15 protein-coding genes are annotated in these 18,795 nt (G+C 57.2%); 6 read left to right on the plus strand and 9 right to left on the minus strand.

Annotation, left to right across the window (positions count from 1 at the left end):
- Window positions 1-4: 4 nt before the first annotated feature.
- Entirely contained in the window at window positions 5-865 is an 861-nt protein-coding gene (locus AAAB35_RS20505; protein WP_340670120.1) for an iron-siderophore ABC transporter substrate-binding protein, read from the plus strand.
- On the plus strand, window positions 862-2,856 hold the full coding sequence (fhuB, locus tag AAAB35_RS20510) for a Fe(3+)-hydroxamate ABC transporter permease FhuB (RefSeq protein ID WP_340670121.1): 1,995 nt from the start codon (window positions 862-864) through the stop codon (window positions 2,854-2,856). Before AAAB35_RS20505 ends, fhuB begins: the two co-directional genes overlap by 4 nt.
- Here fhuB and AAAB35_RS20515 read toward each other — a convergent pair.
- Complete coding sequence (locus AAAB35_RS20515; RefSeq protein WP_340670122.1) at window positions 2,843-3,361, minus strand: sigma-70 family RNA polymerase sigma factor; 519 nt, start codon at window positions 3,359-3,361, stop codon at window positions 2,843-2,845. The genes fhuB and AAAB35_RS20515 overlap by 14 nt on opposite strands.
- Before the next feature lie 402 nt (window positions 3,362-3,763).
- On the opposite strand from AAAB35_RS20515, the gene AAAB35_RS20520 reads away from it, so the two are divergent.
- Entirely contained in the window at window positions 3,764-4,246 is a 483-nt protein-coding gene (locus AAAB35_RS20520) for a class I SAM-dependent methyltransferase (RefSeq protein WP_340670123.1), read from the plus strand.
- Here AAAB35_RS20520 and AAAB35_RS20525 read toward each other — a convergent pair.
- Both AAAB35_RS20525 and AAAB35_RS20530 read right to left on the minus strand, forming a co-directional pair.
- Window positions 4,199-5,098 carry an FkbM family methyltransferase gene (locus tag AAAB35_RS20525; RefSeq protein WP_340670124.1) on the minus strand — a complete coding sequence of 300 codons (900 nt, stop codon included), beginning with the start codon at window positions 5,096-5,098 and terminating at the stop codon, window positions 4,199-4,201. The two genes, AAAB35_RS20520 and AAAB35_RS20525, sit on opposite strands and share 48 nt — an antisense overlap.
- Window positions 5,099-5,131: 33 nt before the next feature.
- Window positions 5,132-6,838 (minus strand): adenylate/guanylate cyclase domain-containing protein, encoded by a 1,707-nt coding sequence (locus tag AAAB35_RS20530; protein WP_340670125.1) that lies wholly within the window; start codon window positions 6,836-6,838, stop codon window positions 5,132-5,134.
- Between the two features lie 218 nt (window positions 6,839-7,056).
- On the opposite strand from AAAB35_RS20530, the gene AAAB35_RS20535 reads away from it, so the two are divergent.
- Both AAAB35_RS20535 and AAAB35_RS20540 read left to right on the plus strand, forming a co-directional pair.
- On the plus strand, window positions 7,057-8,157 hold the full coding sequence (locus tag AAAB35_RS20535) for a glycosyltransferase family 4 protein (protein WP_340670136.1): 1,101 nt from the start codon (window positions 7,057-7,059) through the stop codon (window positions 8,155-8,157).
- Window positions 8,147-8,899, plus strand: coding sequence for a polysaccharide deacetylase family protein (locus tag AAAB35_RS20540; RefSeq protein ID WP_340670126.1), 753 nt, complete (start codon window positions 8,147-8,149; stop codon window positions 8,897-8,899). The genes AAAB35_RS20535 and AAAB35_RS20540 overlap by 11 nt, the downstream gene beginning before the upstream one ends.
- A gap of 2 nt (window positions 8,900-8,901) precedes the next feature.
- Here AAAB35_RS20540 and AAAB35_RS20545 read toward each other — a convergent pair whose 3' ends face one another.
- Window positions 8,902-9,732, minus strand: a complete 831-nt coding sequence (locus tag AAAB35_RS20545; RefSeq protein ID WP_340670127.1) for an MBL fold metallo-hydrolase — start codon at window positions 9,730-9,732, stop codon at window positions 8,902-8,904.
- 213 nt (window positions 9,733-9,945) lie between these two features.
- Between AAAB35_RS20545 and AAAB35_RS20550 the strand changes: the two genes are divergently transcribed.
- Window positions 9,946-11,730, plus strand: a complete 1,785-nt coding sequence (locus AAAB35_RS20550) for a metallophosphoesterase (RefSeq protein ID WP_340670128.1) — start codon at window positions 9,946-9,948, stop codon at window positions 11,728-11,730.
- A gap of 9 nt (window positions 11,731-11,739) precedes the next feature.
- Here AAAB35_RS20550 and AAAB35_RS20555 read toward each other — a convergent pair whose 3' ends face one another.
- From AAAB35_RS20555 to AAAB35_RS20575, 5 genes are all read right to left on the minus strand, one after another.
- Entirely contained in the window at window positions 11,740-12,204 is a 465-nt protein-coding gene (locus AAAB35_RS20555; protein ID WP_340670129.1) for a Crp/Fnr family transcriptional regulator, read from the minus strand.
- A gap of 57 nt (window positions 12,205-12,261) precedes the next feature.
- Window positions 12,262-14,976 (minus strand): ABC transporter ATP-binding protein, encoded by a 2,715-nt coding sequence (locus AAAB35_RS20560; protein WP_340670130.1) that lies wholly within the window; start codon window positions 14,974-14,976, stop codon window positions 12,262-12,264.
- A 147-nt stretch (window positions 14,977-15,123) separates the two neighbouring features.
- On the minus strand, window positions 15,124-16,284 hold the full coding sequence (locus AAAB35_RS20565; protein WP_340670131.1) for a glycosyltransferase: 1,161 nt from the start codon (window positions 16,282-16,284) through the stop codon (window positions 15,124-15,126).
- Window positions 16,281-17,534, minus strand: coding sequence for a glycosyltransferase family 4 protein (locus AAAB35_RS20570; protein ID WP_340670132.1), 1,254 nt, complete (start codon window positions 17,532-17,534; stop codon window positions 16,281-16,283). The genes AAAB35_RS20565 and AAAB35_RS20570 overlap by 4 nt, the downstream gene beginning before the upstream one ends.
- 6 nt (window positions 17,535-17,540) lie before the next feature.
- Window positions 17,541-18,746, minus strand: a complete 1,206-nt coding sequence (locus AAAB35_RS20575; protein ID WP_340670137.1) for a glycosyltransferase family protein — start codon at window positions 18,744-18,746, stop codon at window positions 17,541-17,543.
- Between the last annotated feature and the right edge of the window lie 49 nt (window positions 18,747-18,795).

Here is an 18,795-nt window from a genome sequence, read left to right on the forward strand (position 1 = left end):
TCCGATGACCGCACTCTCCCGACGCGCATTTCTCCTGGGCTCGATGACGCTCACACCTACGTTCACAACGTTAAGGAGTGCGGCATCAACACTGCGTGTCGTTTGTCTCGACTATGGTCTGGCACAAACATTGATCGAAATTGGCGTACCGCCCGTAGGTTTGATCGACACGCCCAGTTGGTCAGATTGGGCTGTCGAACCGCCCTTGCCGCTGGGGATCGCCAACATGGGCTCGGCCCATGAGATCAACATGGAGCTCCTGCAACTCCTGAAGCCCGATCTCATTCTGTCGACACCCTATCTCGAATGGGTCCGGCCGCAGCTCGAATTGATCGCGCCGGTGAAATCCTTTCCCATTCATGCACTCGGAACGTCACCATATCCCAATATCGTTGCCGCGACACTTGAACTCGGTAGGCTGCTAGGCCGATCGGTGGAAGCCGAAGCGTTGGTCGAGCGTACGGAAAACGAACTTGAAGCCGCAAAAGGACAGGCGCAGCAGCTTGGCAAGCTTGCCGTCATGACCTTCATTGATCCGCGCAACATTCGCTTTTATGGACCGGGCGGCAATTTTCAGGACGTCTTGGACCGTCTTGGTCTCGAAAACGCCTGGACTCGGCCCGCCAACGAATGGGGTTTCAGCGACGCCGGCATGGCCGACCTATTCGAAGTTGGAGAGAACTGGTTGTTCTACATGGATCCGGTTCCAGCGGACGTTTTGACGGCTCTTCCCGGCAGCCCCCTCTGGCAGAGCATGCCATTTGTGCAAAAGGGCCGTGCGCGACGCATGGAAAGCGTGCTGATGTTCGGCACACTGCCGTCGATGACGCGCCTCGCCCGCCTCCTGGTTAAAGCTACAACATGAGACGTAACGCGTTACAGCCATGGCTATGGATCGGCGTCCTTTGGCTCGCCGCACTTGGAATTGCCGCGATCAATCTTTGGCCCTCATTTACGGGACTTAGCCTCGTTAGTCTTATTTCGACGCCATCGCCGGATAACAGCCGCGCCATCCTCGCGCATTACAGCCTGCTGCCGCGTCTTGTCATGGCAGGCGTCTGCGGTTTTGCGCTGGGGCTTTCGGGCATGTTGTTCCAACATGTGCTGCGCAATCCGCTTGCCTCGCCATCGACGCTTGGCGTGGAAGCAGGCGCCCAGCTTGCCCTCGGTGCAGCCATGCTGTGGTTTCCAGCGATCCTCGGCTGGAACCGGGACATTTCGACGGCACTCGGCGGATTTGCGGTCATGGGGATCGTCTTTGCCGTCGGGTGGAAATTCAAGTTCAGCCCGGTGGTCGTGATCCTGACGGGGATGGTCACAGGCCTCTATTGCACGGCCATCGTCACATTGCTGACGCTCATGAACGATCATTATCTCGCAGGTCTTTTCATTTGGGGCGGCGGATCGCTCAATCAGAACGACTGGCGCCAGTTGGCGGCGCTTGCACCGAAAATCGCCGGCTGCACCCTTCTGGCTTTGATACTGCTTAAACAACTTGAGGTGTTGACGCTCGGCGATGCCGCCCAGGCTCTCGGTGTAAGGGTGCAGACCATTCGCGCCAGCGCACTCTTCATAGCGGTGGCGCTGACGGCCTTCACGGTTAGCGCGGTCGGGATTATCGGTTTCCTTGGTCTCGCTGCCCCTGCAATCGCTCGCGCGGTGGGCGCAAGACGCATCGCCAGCAGACTGGTCGCTGCTTCACTTGCGGGGGCCGCACTTTTGATCATCGTCGACCAGCTCGTGCAACTTTATAGCACCGCAACAGGTACTGCTCTGCCGACAGGAGCGGTGACGGCAGTGATCGGTGCACCGGTGCTGTTGCTCCTGATGCTGAGGCGTAACATGCCGAACGCGATTGCGGTGCAGGGAAGGGCGCTTATCGTTGCAACCGCGCGGCCGCGCAGTTTACTGGCGGGGCTCGCGCTGCTCCTTGTTACAGTCGCTTTGGTTGCCGTCTTTGTTGGCCGGGGCATCGATGCCGGATGGGCGAGCCAGACCGGCGATGTACTTCGGTCATTGCTGCCTTGGCGCGTGCCGCGCCTTGTTGCAGCAATCTCCGCCGGCGTCCTGCTCGCCTTGTCGGGAAGCCTTTTGCAAAGGCTGACGGGCAACGCCCTTGCCAGTCCCGAGGTGCTCGGCGTGAGCGCTGGCACGGCGTTGGGTCTGCTTTGCATGCTCTTCGTAGTCGCCCAACCTACCTATGGCCACAGGCTGATTGCTGGCTTTTCCGGTGCAGCAATGGTCCTCGCGGTCCTCTTTGCGGTCAACCGCCGATCGCACGCCGGAAACCAATTTCTACTCTTTGGTGTGTCACTCGGCGCTTTGCTGACAGCGCTCGTTTCGGTCATCCTTGCCTCCGGTGATCCGCGCGCGCTTTTCCTTTTGAGCTGGATGGCGGGGTCGACCTATGGCGTTACCTCGACGCTGGCCTGGATTTCAGCAGTGTTCGCAGTGGTCGGTGTCGCCTTGGCCATACTGCTTGCGCGTCCGTTGCAGCAATTCACGCTGGGCGATGTCTCAGCTCATGCCCACGGTGTCGATATCCAACGTTTTCGTGCTCTGATCCTGGGCCTCTCGGCTCTCTTGACAGCCATCGCCACCTTGGTGGTTGGTCCTTTGAGCTTCGTTGGATTGATGGCGCCGCACTTGGCGCAACGGCTTGGGCTACCGCGCGGGACCGCCCACATTCTTGGTTCGGCAATGTTTGGCGCCGTGCTGATGGCAACCGCAGATTTTGTTGGACGAACCATCTATTTTCCGTGGCAACTCCCTACGGGTCTCGTTGCAACGCTGCTCGGCGGCCCCGTCTTCGCGGTGTTGATGATCCGCAGCAGCAGTAAGTCTACGCAGCATTGAGCGTACGTTCACAGGCTCGGTGAGCATCCTTGATCATGAAGTTTACAAGGGTCGGGGAGACACCGAGTTCCGCCGCAATGTCTTTCTGGGGAATTCCCTCGATACGGTGGCGGACAAAGGCATCATGTGTGCGCTGCGGCAGACCCTGCAACGAACTGAGCACCTCGCGCAACGTCTCGCCGGCGACAAGGCAGTCGAGCGCGCTGACACAAGGAGCAGGGATCGTATCAGCTCCGTCGAACGAGGCTCGATTGAGCTTTTCACGACTCCCTTTGCGAGCCGCATCGAGCGCGAGGTTGTAGACCATGCGGCAGGCATAGCCGACCGGACACTGTATACAGACTGGGCGCATTGTGCAGGCCTTGACGACGGCGTCCTGAAATACATCCTCTGACTGGCCTTGCGATTGCAAAACACGGTCAGCTATTTTCATCATTTTTGGTTTGTATTGTATTAGTACATCAACAAGAACATTGCTCTCACAGGAATAATTATGTTTACCCATGGCGCACTACTTCTCTAGATGATTTCAATACAGCAACCATACACTCTTGATTTTGCATTTATATTAGACAAATGCATCCATCTGACGAGTTCATGTGCCGCGAGCAACCTATAGTTTAATATGATAAAAAGAGTCAAGTTATTAAATCAAAATAGTTAGACCTACCTGCACTGGGGAACCGTAAACCAGGAGGTGCTCGTCCAAGTTGAAAAGTTTTTAAGGAATTCCGGGTGCGGCGCCCGCATGCTCCCCCAATTCATGTACAAGGTTCTGGCAAATTGATTCGCATTCCGCAAATGAACCACATCAGGAGCGATTTCCTGCGAAATGGGTAATGATCGACCCCTCCCGATGAGCATGTTAAGCGGAATTGTTTGCGTAAGATAATAGACGGAGACATTCATGAGCCGGCTCGACAGCTTCATTCACCGCGTGACCGCGCAGCGCGACGTCCTCAACCACATTCGCGGTAGAGTGGACGAAATGGAGGGGCCGGTCTTGGAACTGGGGCTCGGCAACGGTCGAACATTCGATCATCTGCGCGAATTGTTTCCGAGCAAGCGCATCATCGTATTCGATCGGGCGGTGGGATCACACAAGAGTTCGACCCCCGACCCGGAAAACATGGTGCTTGGCGACATCCGCGAAACCGCCCAAACCTTCATCGGCGTCGATGCTGCGCTGGTCCATGTCGATATCGGCACTGGTTATGACGACAAGGATGCGATTACGCTCACCTGGTTGCCGCAACTCGCAGCTGGTTTGTTGAAGCCCGGCGGCCTTGTGGCCAGTGGCCTTGAACTCGTCCATCCCCAACTCGAGGCCATGCCAATTTGTTCAAGCGTTCCAGTCGGCCGCTACTTCCTCTACCGCCGAATTGAATAGCAGCAAGTCGAACTGCGGTTCATTAACAGGGATGGCTGCGACCTTTGCCAGCGTGAAACCCTGCTCGCGAAAGATCAGGCAATCGTCGTAAAACCGTGCAAGATAGAGGACAAATTCAGCCGCCTTCACAGGCCCGTAGAACGCTGGTGAAAACTCCAGGTAGAGTGGGATACGGCGCGCGAGAAGTACCTCCATTGATCTGCAGGCTCGTGGTTCGTATCCCTCGATATCCATCCATACGAGGCCGATTTCCTCGAACCGAGCATGCGCTTGCTTCAGGATTGTATCGACTGGTTTTACGGGAACGACGATGCGGTGGTCGTTATTGCTCTGGCGCATCGCACTGCTCTTGCCGTGATTATCGCTGTGCTGGAAAAAATCAATCTCACCTTCCTTGTCTCCCGCTGCACAATTGATTGGGGTCACCGCATCAGCCAGCTTGTTCTGCTCGATATTCAGGCACAGAAGTTCGAAGTTGCGCGGATCCGGTTCAACGCTGACGATGCGGTGGAACGCCTTACTTAAAGCGAAATAGATGGTCTGGGTGCCGATATTGCCTCCAAGTTCGAGCAAAGTGCTCGCGGTCCGCAGCAGTTGTCTTTCGTGAAGAATTGCCAACAGGCGATCCACGTGGTCGCGGTCGAAATTTCCCTTACGAAACACTTTCCTGCCAATGTAGTCAGAAGGCGAAAAGCTCATGATGTGGTCGCCGCAATCAACGGTCATGCTGAGCACGCGTGATCCGATGCCATTGATCAGAACGTCGCGGCCAAGACGCGTATTGAACATGCGAGTTGCAACGCCGTCCCTGAGTTTGCGCCACCGCCGACCAAAGGGCTTTTTACCGATCATAAAAACCTGTCTGCCTATGCTGTCGCGTTTGCATCATGCAAAATTTAGCCCCATCTCCTGCGGAATAATATAGACGCGGAGCGGCTCGGCGCGGCCCCTGATAGTGATTTCCCGGCTTTCGAGCGCCTCGGTGTCAGAGCCTGCGAGAATGATCGTCGGTTCCGATACGACAATGGTGGCGTCGAGTTCCTTGGCGATCGTCTCAAGCCGACTTGCGACATTGACGGTGTCGCCGATCGCCGTAAGATTCTTGACCATCCCGTAACCCATGGCACCAACGATGGCGGGGCCGGCATGAACGCCGATCGCGACGCGTAGCGGCATTGAAAGTTCGCCGGCGAGTTCATCGTTCAACCGTTCTATCTCCCGCGTGATGGCGGCCGCCGCCTTCAAGGCGTTGCGGCACCCGTCTTCCGGCGAACCGTTGAGGCCGAACAAGGCCATCGCGCCGTCGCCAATGAATTTGTCGAGCCGGCCGCCAGAACGCTCGATGGCTTGCCCGACCAGGGCGAAATAGCGATTGAGAAGAAAGACAATGTCGTAGGGAAGACGTTCCTCCGTCAGCATGGTGAAGCTGCGTATATCGCAAAAGAGAATCGCAATCTCCTGCTCGCGCCCAGGATTGGTCTGCTGGCTGCCCACGGGAAGGATTGCTTCGTTTGACGGCTGCAGAAGCGGAACAACGCTGACGTCGTCGATTGGATGCAATTGACAGGCGAGGCGTACGCCCGGATCGGCGCCGATCCGCTCCAATGTTGCCTGTTCGTTGGATTGCGGCGGTGGTAGCTTTGCCAGACCTTCAACGACCTGTACGCGGCAGGTCGAACATCGACCTTTGCCACCGCAGACGGCATAATGGGGAATCCCGCCAAGGCGGCTTGCTTCGAGAACGCTGAAGCCGCGGGGAACGCGCACTGTCTCGCCGCCAGGATAGCGGATTTCGATCTGGGTGGTCCGCTCTTTCCAGCTTCGTCGGGTGCGCAAGGCGATAACAGTTAGGAGCGTGCCGGCGAAGGCACCATAGAGCGCGAATTTGACGGTGGTCTGGACCTCTTCGAATTTCGCCTCGCGAAGATATCTAACGGGCGCTGGCTCACTACTGCGACCAACGCTTGATTGAATTGGCTCGCTTTCAAGTACGCGCCCGGTGTCAGCAAATCCGAGCAGAGCGAGAACGGGAAGGAGGATGGCGACCGTCAACAGATACGGTGACGCCTTGCTGTACCAGGAGCGGTAGCGTAGCCAGAAATGGACACCGATGCAGCCATGCGCCCAGATGATAATGAGGGCAATGCTTTGCCGCAGGCCGTTGGTGGGCGAATCGATCCAGAGGCCGCGAATGACAGTTTCATAGCTTGGCTCAATACCCGCGAGTTCGAAGCGGATGCGTGTCCCGGCCACATGTTCAATGATGAACAGGGGAATGAGCAATCCAAGCACAATCTGCAACGCTTCGCGCACCGGCATTACCAAGGTCCGGTGCTGATAGAGCGAGCGCATGACAAGCGCGACGTGAACGATAACGGCGCCATAGAGCAGGACCGTACCAGGCGGGCTGCGCCAGAGTGCAATGAACCACCGCCGTCCCTCCTCGGCCGCGGTAAGGGAAATCAGGTTGAGGGCGTGGTTCGCGAGATGCAACGTCACAAAGACAAGCATGATCAGCCCGGAAATCAGCCTTGTCCGGCGCAGGGTTCGTTCGGAAATGCCGGGCGGCGCGGTCGTGGCGGTTGCTTTCATGAACACCTGATTTTCCTCGACGAGGTTAGGGGAGGGGAGCCCGACTATTTGGCGAGATGGACGTCATGATCTAGAACCATGGCTATTTCATTATTCTAGAGCTGGCCAACCATCAAAATATCGTTAGCAAGGTTCGGACCGCACTGGAAATTGTGCTGTGCAAATTCCACTATGGCATGATCGGCATTTCAGCCGGCAGGAAATCAATCTCATCGCTCATGCGTATAGCGTTCTACGCCCCGTTGAAATCGCCAAACCACCCTGTCCCATCTGGTGACCGCCAGATGGCGCGGTTATTGATTGCCGCGCTGGAAAAGGCAGGGCACAGCATCGAATTGGCCTCAGAACTGCGGAGTTTCGCCGCGACTCCTGACGATGCAGCGCGCGAGGATATTTCGGCTTCCGCGACCGAGGAGGTAAAGCGCCTCTGCAGCCATTGGGCCGAGATGGCAAGGCCGGATCTCTGGTTTTCCTACCATCCATACTACAAGGCGCCCGATCTCATTGGTCCTTCCATAGCCGCCAGAGTGAACATACCTTACGTAACCGCGGAGGCATCCTATTCACAGCGCCGAAACGCGAGCGGGTGGGCGGCACTACAATCTCTCGTGGTCGATGCCGTACGGCAGGCCGCGGTCAATCTCTGCTTTACCGAGCGGGACATACGGGGCCTTGCCGCGGCAATTCCGGGAGCGCAGCTCGAGCGCCTGCTTCCGTTCATCGATACGACGCCATTCAAGGCGTCCAATGCGGAGAGGAACCCGGGGCAGCTTGTAACGGTCGCCATGATGCGATCCGGCGACAAACTCGAAAGCTACAGGGTCCTCGCGAACGCCCTGTCGCTGATCACTGGCGAGCGCTGGAGGCTGACGATTATCGGCGACGGACCGGCCGGGCCCGAGGTGAGGACGCTCTTTTCGAAGTTTGAGAACGACCGCATCGAATGGCTCGGCGAGCAGCCCCCGGAAATCGTCCGGAATGTGCTTCGGCGATCATCCGTCTACGTATGGCCCGGTATAGGCGAGGCCTACGGCATCGCCTATATGGAGGCACAGGCGGCGGGACTTCCGGTGGTGGCCCAGGCAATTGCTGGCGTGCCCGAGGTGGTGAAAGACGGCGTGACGGGCGTTCTAACCATGCCAGGCAATACAAAGGCTTATGCCGATGCCATAGCGATGGTGCTCGGGGATGAACAGAGGCGGGCCAAAATGAGCTTGGCGGCGCGCCACTTCATTACGCAAGAGCGGTCGCTCGAAATGGCATCGAACCGGCTCGATCAAATTCTGCAGCAATATTTGGGACGACAGCATGACGATTGATCCAGCCTGGCAGCCGCTAAGCGAGGAACTGCAACGCTGGTCCGTCACAGGCCGCAGTGCGCGGTTCTGGCTGCGCGATGACGACGCCGTCAAGCCCACATCGGCATTGGAGCGGCTTCTTCAACTCGGGAACCGGCACCAAGTGCCTATGACACTTGCAGTCATTCCAGCCTATGCCGAGAAGTCTCTTGCAGAGCGATTGGCCGGTGAAAGGGGCGTAGCTGTCGTTGTCCACGGCTGGTCGCATCAAAATCATGCGCCAAGTGACGCGAAAAAGCAGGAGCTTGGCCTGCATCGCCCCCAGGACACCGTACTCAGGCAGCTCGGGGAGGGTATCTCACGCATCAGAACCCTGTTTCCAGAGCGTTTCGTGCCCGCGCTGGTACCGCCTTGGAACCGCATTGATCAGTCCCTGATAGCGGAATTGCCAGCGCTTGGCTTTGATGCGCTCTCGGTCTTCGGTCCGGCCAAGACCGCGCAAGCGGCTTTAATACCAGTGGTCAACACCCATGTCGACCTGATGGACTGGCATGGCACCCGCGGCTGCCGCGATCACGGTGAACTCGTTGCAGCAATCGTCAAGGAGCTTCAGCAACGGTTTGACAGCACAGACGAACCCATCGGAATTCTCGCCCACCATCTCGTCCACGACGAATCCGCGTGGCAGTTTCTAGAAAAGCTCTTTGCAGTCGTATCAGGGGAGCCGAAAGCAGGTTGGGCTCCGCTAAGCGAGTTCATTTAGGATCAAAGCTCAATGACCTGGAAATCCCGTGCAGCAAAGGCGCCTGCGAAGCGCTCTTTGGCCAAGCGCTCGAATGTGTCGAGCTCATCATCGGTGCGCGATGGTGCATGGTGGAAAAGTGCAAGCTTAGTCACGTTCGCGGCCTCCGCGAGCAGGACGCCATGTTGCCATGTAGAATGTCCATACCCGAAACGCCGAGGCATCTCATCTTCCGTATAGGTGCAGTCATAGACGACAAGGTCGGCGTTCCTGATGAGCTGCATGACCGCAGGATCAAACTTCACGGCCTCATGTTCCGTATCATAGATCAGTGCAAGCACCTTCCCGGCCCATTCTACGCGATAGCCGATGCATCCGCCCGGATGATTGAGACTGCCTGTCTCGATCCTCACGCCTTCAAACGGCTCCAATACGTCGCCCGAGCGGAAATCGCGAAATCCGAGGCAAGCCTTGCAGATTTCGGGTTCAACCGGAAACCAAGGTGGGCGCATGAATTGCTTGACGATCTCGCGTGTGGACATGACCCCGGCAAGATGCCCGGACCAGAGGCGCACATTCATCATCGGATTATAGAGCGGTGCAAAATAGGGAAGACCGATGATGTGGTCGTAATGGCAATGGGTGAAAATGATGTCGAGTTGGTCGGCGCCTTCGCGCGTCAGCGCTTCGCCCGCCTGCCGCACGCCTGATCCTGCGTCGAAAATCAGCTTACGCTTGCCACACTGAACTTCAATACATGCGGTGTTGCCACCGTATCGTTCGAACTCGGGTCCCGATACGGCGACGCTGCCGCGCGTCCCCCAGAATTTTACCCGAAACACTTCGTCGTTCATTCCGATCTTTACACCCAATCCCCCGCTTTGCCGGGCATCGTAGCCAAACCGCATACGATATGCGAGCGTTAGCTTTCGAATTATTTGCGAAGGGCGCAATAAACGCCCACGTCACAAGGTATATAAGGGATAGTGATTCACTTTTTAAGCTTCATGACAATTCTCGATACAAATGTATAAGTTTGCGTATCTTTCCATCGGAATGTCCCGTTCATGTCTTCTTCGCAATTTCCGTCCATTGCAATCATCGCGGACGCACATTTTCACGATCTCTATGGCGACTATGATTTCAGCGGAATAGACGTTGCGGGACGCCGGATGACCGCACGCCGGCTCACAGACACGGTAAGGTCCACCCGGGTGTTCAATGAGAGCTACCACGCCTTGCGCGCCGCGCTCGATGACGTGGTCGCGCGCGGTATCAGGCATGTCGTCCTCCTCGGCGATTACTCCGATGATGGACAGGCAGCGACGATCGACGCACTGCGCAAGCTTCTTGACCGGTACACGCTTGATCAGGGGCTCAATTTCATCGCGACCCCGGGCAATCACGATATATTTGGCCCAAGCGGCCGTCACCATGCCAAGCGACTGCTCAATGCGGACGGGACCTATACCATTGTCGCCAGCGATGGCGGATTTGTCGACGATGATGCCGACGGCATGGTGACGACGGATAAAATGTATTGTTCAGGCTATCCGGCCGGACTGAAGGCACTGCCCAGTCTCGGATTTTTTCGAAGGACTTCGGATATACTCTGGGAAACGCCATTCGGGGCCAGCGACGATCCCACGGCGCGGCTTTACACGGTCCGCTCCGATGACGGTCAGAACGAATACCGCTTGATGGATGCATCCTACCTTGTCGAGCCGCTGCCGGGCCTTTGGCTGCTGATGATCGATGCGAACGTGTTCGAGCCGCGCAATGGCGAATTCGTGGATGGGGACTCGGGTGCGTTCGTCGACAGCACCAATGCCGGCTGGAATGCCATGCTCAAACACAAGGCTTTCGTGCTCGGTTGGATGAAGGACATTGCGGAGAGGGCGAGGCGAGAAGGCAAGAAACTGCTTGCCTTCTCACACTACCCCACCCTCGACATGCTGGACGGCACGACGGAGGATGAGCGTGCATTAATCGGTAGGACCAGTTCGACCGAGCGCACACCTTCATCTGCCGTCGCAGACGCGCTTATTGAAGCAGGTATCCAATTCCACTTCAGTGGCCATTTGCATGTCAATGATACGGCGCGCGCCGAACGGCAAGACGGTTTTCTCATCAATATCGGCGTGCCATCGTTGGTCGCCTTTCCGCCAGCCTTTAAGGTGGTGACCGTCGGCGGTGGCGACCTCAAGGTCGAAACGGTCAAAATTGACGGATCCCCAATCGACCCGTTGCTCATCGAGCAGTACCGGGTAGAGATCGATGTAACGGGCAAGAAGGTCGGGAAAGTGCTCGAAGCGGCCGACTATGGCGCTTTCATTTCCGAGCATGTCGACCAACTCGTCGTGCACCGCTATCTGCGGCGCGAATGGCCGAAGGATCTGGCAAGGATCGCGATGCAGCTCAATCTCGGAGACCTCGCTTTCCTTGGCCATCATCATCAGCCGATCGCACTAGACGAGGTCGCGGTTCTGATCCACGCCGAACGTGGCCGCGGTGCTTCCATGGGTCAGGTGCAGGTGGCATTAAAGGCGTCAGGCATAGCTCTGGAACAATTGGACGCCATCACATTTCACGAATTGCTGGGTGACTGGTATCGGCTGCGCCTCGGGAGTGAAATGGCGCTCGATCGCATCTCCGTCGATCGTATCGGGATTTACCGGTATCTCATCGAACTTTTTGCGGGGGAGACGCCGCTGGAATCTGGCCAAGCGCAAGACAAGTTTGCACGACTGTTTCGCATGATGGGTCGTTATCTCTCGGGCCTGCCCTCGCGCAATTTCACGATCGATTTCGCAAATGGAGAAATTACTGCAGACGGTATCGATCAGGCCTGAAAGATCGTTCTACTTTGCCGCCTGCTTTTGCCTGCTCCGTGCCTCGCTGAGTTCGGTCGTCGTATGGCTGAGGCGATCGGCAAGAACACGCATGATTTCTATGGTCATCTCCGGGTAGTCGCTCAACAGCTTCAGGAAATGGTCCTTGCTAATACGCAGCGCCTCGAGTGCCGAATTTGCTCGGACCGTTGCTGTTCGCGATACATCGCACAGAATGGCGATTTCACCGACGATGGAATCATGCTCGATCTCGGCGACTTTGATCTCGCCGCTCGGCGTTTCCGACAGAATATCGGCCGCCCCGGTCAGGATGACATAGGCAGCATCAGCTGGATCGCCCTGGTGGAACAGGGTCTGTCCGGCCTTGTAGCTCACACGGTCGGATGTGAAGGCCAGAAGCTTGAGTTTGGCGGGGGCAACACCCGAAAAGAGCGGCACCCGCCTTAGCATTTCGACTTCGTCTTTCAGCAACATGAACGTCCACTGCCCCCTCTGTAATACTCCACTTCGCCCTCCCAACTCCGCGGTATTCTACGATACCAGCTCTTTGAATATACCGTTTTTCTCAAGAAGAGTCGCGTGCGTTCCCTCTTCGACTAACGTGCCCTTATCGAAGACGATGACACGGTCAAAGAGGTTTGCAAGCGCCGAATTCGACAAAACCCAGATGATCGCAGGCGGGCGCCCCTCCTTATGAAGGCCCTCCATGATCCTGTGGGTGATCTGATCCTGCACGCGCTGGTCGAGTGCAGGAAGCGGGCGGTTGAAAATCACGTAGTCCGCACGCTTCAACAGGGCGCGGGCGACATTGAGCTTCTGGCGCTGCACATTCGTGAGCCGCTTGCCGCCCGAACCCACATCAAAATCCATGCCGATGGAGAGCACGCTTTCGAACAGGCCGAGACTGTCGAAGAGCTCACGCAGGATGCTGCGTATTCGATCGGTCCCGTCCGCCTGGGTAAGGCCCACCCTGCCGAAGAGGACATTGTCCAGGAGCGTGGTCGAGGCAATAAACTTATTGGGATCGTAGCGTTCGATGACCGCCTTGAGGTCGTCAGGCATATTGCTGTGGAACCGGCCGCGCGCCTCGACGATCTTGGCCATCAGTTGGTCGTTCAACAGACCGAAGCGGTGTCTTGGCTCAATGTAGGAGAAGCTCAGGCGGATAATGCTGGTGCGCTCGTCCGATGACGCGGCATCAATACCGCGCCCTTTGAGTTTCTGCAGGAGCTGCTGATAGGCAGGAATATCATCCGCCGTCATGAAAGTGAGTTGTTGGAAGAACGGATGATCGGGAGGCAAGTCCTGGAACAGTTCGACGGCGTTTTCGGCAATCTCGAGGCCCATCGCATAAAGATCGTTGAACAGGTCGTTTTCACGCAAAATGGCACGGAAATAGGGATGCGCAGCCAGCTTGCGGTTGGTCATCATCGGACGCTTCATCGATCCGAACAAAAAGTTCTCGCCGACCGTTGCCTGCGGATTATAGGCGTCGAGCTTGAACGGCACGACCAGATCGTCGAGGTCTTCCTTTTTCAGGCGGTTGCGCAGGGCCGCACGAAGTTCGACGATGCGGCTGGTAAGGTCGTCATGGGTCGCCGTATTCACATTGGAATGCAGGGCCATGTCGAGAATGTCCTGCGATATCAGGACAGCATCGAGCACCGGCCGCAAGACATTGAAAAGGTCGTGGGGGCCGGTCACACCGGCGGAAGCATAGTCGACCCAGTCACTGTTGACATCAAGCTCGGGATTGCCTGCCTTGCGCGCCTCGATGATGTTCCACTTGTACTGGTCGGCGAGTTTGCCTTCGTACTCCACCGGAGTCAGCGGCGCATGTTTCAGGCCATAGAGAAGGTTGTCCCGCAAGGTTCCCTGGAAGAAGTAGGTATCGGACGCGGCATAGGCGATACGCCGGCCAGTGATTGCTTCCGGAAGCTCCAGTATGTCGCGCCCATCGATGGTGATGCGTCCCTGATCCGGCCAGACAAGTCGGCCATAGGCTTCGGCCAAGGCCTCGGCGCCGCTCCCGCTATTGCCGACGACCGCAACGGTCTCTCCGGGCATAATCTCAAGTGACACGTGTCGAAGCAAAGGCGCGCCAGTGTCATCCGATACCGTCAGGTTGACGGCATGCAGCGAGTGTTCGAGCGGACTGACGGGCTCTGTTGAAAGCGCCTGAATCTTCGGATCGACCAGCCTGTCCACATTGAACTGCTCCACGACCTGCGCATACTTGACCTGAACATCTTGCCGGGCCTGATCCCAGTCGATGAGTTCCTTCAGCGGACCGGGCAGATCCTTGTAAGCGTTGATTACCGCGACCAACTGGCCGATATCGAGACGACCCTGCAGCGCCAAAAAGCCGCCAATGGAGTAGAACAGGAAGGGTGTAACCTGTGCGAGGAAATTGTTGATAAACTTGACCAGGAACTTCCACTGATAAAGATCATAGCGGATCGAAAAGATCAGGCCGAGACGAGCGGCGATATCCGCACGCTCGAAATTCGATGTGTCATTGCCATGAATCGTGCCAATGCCATCCACGATTTCGCCAACGCGTCCTGAGAGTTCGCGCGCCGTCAGCTGACGTTGGCGGCCAAGCTCGAGCAGCCGCTTGCGCATGCGCGGGATGACGACGCCCTGCACGGCGACGATGCCCGCGGCAATCATGCCGAGCCAGAAGTTCTGCATGATGATGAAGACGAGGGCAGTGATGGCCTGACCACCGAGAAGCGCGGGCTGGACGAACGCATCTCCGGTGAAGCCGCCCATCGGCTCCACCTCATCCTTGATCATGGTCGCAATTTCGGCCGATTTCACTCGCTTGAACTGCGCAGGCGGAAAGCGCAGCACCCTATCGATCAGTTCGAAGCGAATGCGCCGCAACATGCGCTCGCCAAGTCGCCCCTTGTAAGTATTGATATAGAGCTTGAAGAGGCCATTTATGACAACGAGGAGAAGGAACACAAGACTCAGCGCCATCAGCATCTGGAAGCGCGTGAGTTGCAGCCCCTCAAAGAAAAGCACCTTGCCGAAATAGGGAATGTCGTACTGGATGCGCATGAACGTTTGCGTCGCACCGGGCGCGTCGAATCCCGTTCCCTGAATCGGACCGTTGACGATCTGTTTCGGCAAGTCGAACGACAGGAAATAAGGGATCATCGAAACCGCGACCACCAGCAGAATCCATATCTGCTGGAGCCGTGTGTGCGACCAGATATAACGGGTTAGACTTTTTTCCATTGGTAACCGTACGCTGTGAATTCAGCAGGCATTTTACGAATTGAAACGTTTGAAGTGCACATGGATGAACTCCATGGTTGAATCGTCCTAGCCTACAGCATCCGTTCCGCGAACGCTATATGACAGGTCGGCAGGGTTCCGAACTTGTCAGGAACTGGCTTGCTGAATCCTTCTCGCCTCGAACAGTTCTCCCAAGATGTCCCCGGTGCGCCGCGCGCCGTTGAGATCGAGCCGCCCCGAACGTGGCGGGCACTCTGCGAGAGCCGCTTCCACTGCGCCTCGTAGAATGTCGGCACTCAAGCCGACCTCCGGTATGGCAACGGCAAGACCCAACGATGCTAATCGCATCGCTCGCAAATTTTGCTCCGTTTCACCACCCGCTGTGAAGGGAACGAGAACCGACCGGCACCCGGCTTGGAGGATGTCGCAGACGGTATTGTAGCCGGCCTGCGAAATGGAGAGTTCCGCGCTTTTGAGCAAGGAGGGGAAGTCCTTGCGAAAACGGAAAAGGCGAACATGATCTGATGCATTTAACGCAAGTTCGGCGAAATCGGTCTCCGACAGATTGGGCCCAGTGATGAGACACCAAGAACGACGAGGATCCGATCGCTGTGCCAGAGCAAGGGCGGCGCGGATAAGGTCGATGCCGACAGCGCCGCCACCGGCGGAGACGACGACGTCGAATACCTCTCCCGGTTCCTTGGGGAGGGGCCCAGCAACAAGCCCGGTGTAGATAATCTTTCCCTCGATCTCGCCAGCTAGCGGAAACGTCTCCGGCAAGGCCACGAAGGACCGATCCCCGTGAACGAGCACATGATCGAAATGCGCCTTGACAAGAGAAACCGTCTCTTCGTCCCGTCCAGGCTTCGTGCGTTCCTGCAATATATCGCGGATCGACGATACCAGGATTGGACGTGGCACCATCGCTTTGATTGCATCCAGCAAGGGCAGAAGTTCGAACCGCATTTGCCGGCGGCCGAACGGAAAGGCCTCGGTAATGACGATATCGGGTCGCACTCTATGGAATGCATCGAGCAACAGATCACGGCGGCGGGTGAGAAATTCATCGTTCACCGGCTTGCCATGGATGTCGGCAAGGCCTGAAAAGCCGGCTGTTGCGGCTAGAACGGCTGGCAGGACGACGGATTTGATCCCTTGAGCTGGAAAGCCCGGAACCTCGGAGCCCCCGGTAACGACCGTCACATCGAAACCAGCTGTGGTCAACGCGGACGCGATCCGGCTCGCGCGCGCCAGGTGGCCGATACCCAGCAAATGCTGAACGTAAAAGAACACGCGCGGGGAGGTCATGCCTTTTGCCATTCGCTTTCGAAGAGACGGGTAAGCTGGCGAATGCTCGAATCGTGATCGAAGTGTTCGCGGACCCGTGTTTCCGCCGCATGGCCGAGACTGTGACGAAAATCCGGATCGCGAATGACGCGCTCAAGCGCCGTTGCGAGCGCGCGCGGATCTTCGGGAGTTACAACGAGGCCGTTCTCATTATCCGTAAGCAATTCAGGAACGCCGGAAATATTCGTTGAAACACAGACGAGATTCTGGCTCGACGCCTCGACCAGGACATTGGGCAGGCCGTCGCGATCACCATCGGCGGCAACGCGGCAGGCGAGCGCAAAAACATCGGCCAGGCGATAATGGTCAAGGACCTCTTCCTGGGCGAGCGCGCCTTTCCAATTGATACGATCTATGACGCCGAGCTTCTCGGCCAGTGGCTGCAGCCGGGAAAGCTCATTGCCGCCGCCGATATGCACGAATCTCCAATGAAGGTCGCGGGGCAGAAGCGCTAGAGCCTGCAAGAGTACATCATACCCCTTCTTGGGTACGGCCCGACCAACGCTCAAGATCTGCACGGGATTTGCCGCGTCTGATCCGTCGCGTCTGGAACGCACGGCATCGAAGTGTCCAAACCGCTCCAGATCGAGCCCATGATAGCTCAGATGGACCCGGTCCTTGGCTGAAGCAAGCGCGCGCATATGTTCGAAGCCAGAGCGCGTACAGGTTACGCTCCACCGCGCATCCCCGAGCTTTTCGCGCAGTTCCCAATCCTCAGACGTCCAAATGTCCTTCGCATGCGCCGAACAGGACCAGGGCACGCCAGTCATAATGCTCGTATATGCCGTGACCGAAGCCGGCGTATGGATGAAATGGGCGTGCAGCCATTCACCTGCCTCTGGCCATTCGTGGGCCAGCACCAGCGCCTGACCGAGACGCCGGAAGCGATTGCGCGAGACATCGCGGCGCAAATCCCCCCAGAACCGCTTTAGAACCCGATTGAAGTTCGGCTTGCGCCAGCCTGCGATAAAGGCCCGCAATACGCGCAGCGGTTCCTCGTGCAGATATTCCGGCAGGTAGACGACCCGCGCACGGATTTCATCATGGATGGGATGGCGCTTCTTGTCAGTCGGTTTGCGTAGGGAGATCAGCGTCAGGTCGAAGCCAGCGCGCTCAAGTCCCAGCAACTCCTGGGCGATGAAGGTTTCCGACAGACGCGGATAGCCCTTAAGAACGACGAGCGTCTTGCGACGTATCAGGGGAGAATGCATGTAGGGTTATTCCGCGACGGCTGGAAGCGGCTGCTCGCGCTCGTCGAGCCAGGCGCCCACGATCTCGGAAATATGGACAAGTCCTTCCAAACGCATGCCCTTGCCGGTTTGGGAGGGTGGCGCTCGATGGGGCAGTCGTTTCAGCACATCCGCCAGAAGCAACGGATTGTCGGCCTGTTCAGGCAGAAGCATCTCGACAAGGCCGAGTTCCGAGGCCCGCTTCGCGCGAATGAGTTGCTCGGCGCGCGGCGCAACGCGCGGCACAATCAACGCCGGCTTGTCGAATGACAGGATCTCGCAATAGGTGTTGTAGCCACCCATTGCGACCACGGCCTTTGCTCCGGCGATCAGTTCTTCCATGCGATTATCGAACTCAATGACCTGGATTTGAGGAATTTTGCTGCCTTTTTTGACAAGTTTTGCCCGCTGCTTGGCGGGCATATACGGTCCGAGCACGATGAACGCCTTGTGCTGCAATGTCGGATCCTGCTGGTAGGCATGGATGACATTGTGAACAAGATCGGCGCCGTCTCCGCCACCGCCTGTGGTCACCAGAATATAGTCGCCTTCGGGGACATGCGTGGGCGCGCTTTCGTTCGAAAGGCTTCGCTGCAGGAACCCCACAAACTTCATCTTTTCGCGCACGGACGCCGGCACGTCGAGATCAACCAGCGGGTCGTAGAAATCAGGCGGCCCATAAACCCAGACCGCGTCGTAGAATTGGTCAATCTTGCGCATCACATTGTTGTTTTTCCACTCGGCCTCGAGCAAGTGCGGCGCATCCATGACCTCGCGCAACCCAAGAACGAGGGTTGTCCCCCGCGATTTGAGGTAGGCAAGCGTTTCCTCAACTTCACCCTTCAACCCCATGGGTTCCTTGTCGACAATGAAAATATCGGGCTGGAAGGTTTCCGCCGTATGCCGGATGATCGATTGGCGCATTTTCAATGTTTCATGCAAATCAATATGACGGGCGAGCGAAGTATATTCGCCATTCCGCAGCTTGATGACGCTCGGCACCTTCACGAAGTCGACCCGGGCGCGATAGTCGAAAGCCCCGGCGATGGTCGCGCCGGAGATGATAAGAATATTAAGACCGCGATAATCCTCGACCAGCGAGTGCGCAATGGTCCTGCAGCGCCGCAAATGGCCGAGACCAAACGTGTCGTGACTGTACATCAGGATCCGAGCATCTTCGAAACGCCGCATCATGGTCAAAACCCTCTGTTTTGCGGGTTGACCCGCGCAGTGCACTCGAACC

Source organism: Phyllobacterium sp. (assembly GCF_037994425.1).
GTDB lineage: Bacteria > Pseudomonadota > Alphaproteobacteria > Rhizobiales > Rhizobiaceae > Phyllobacterium.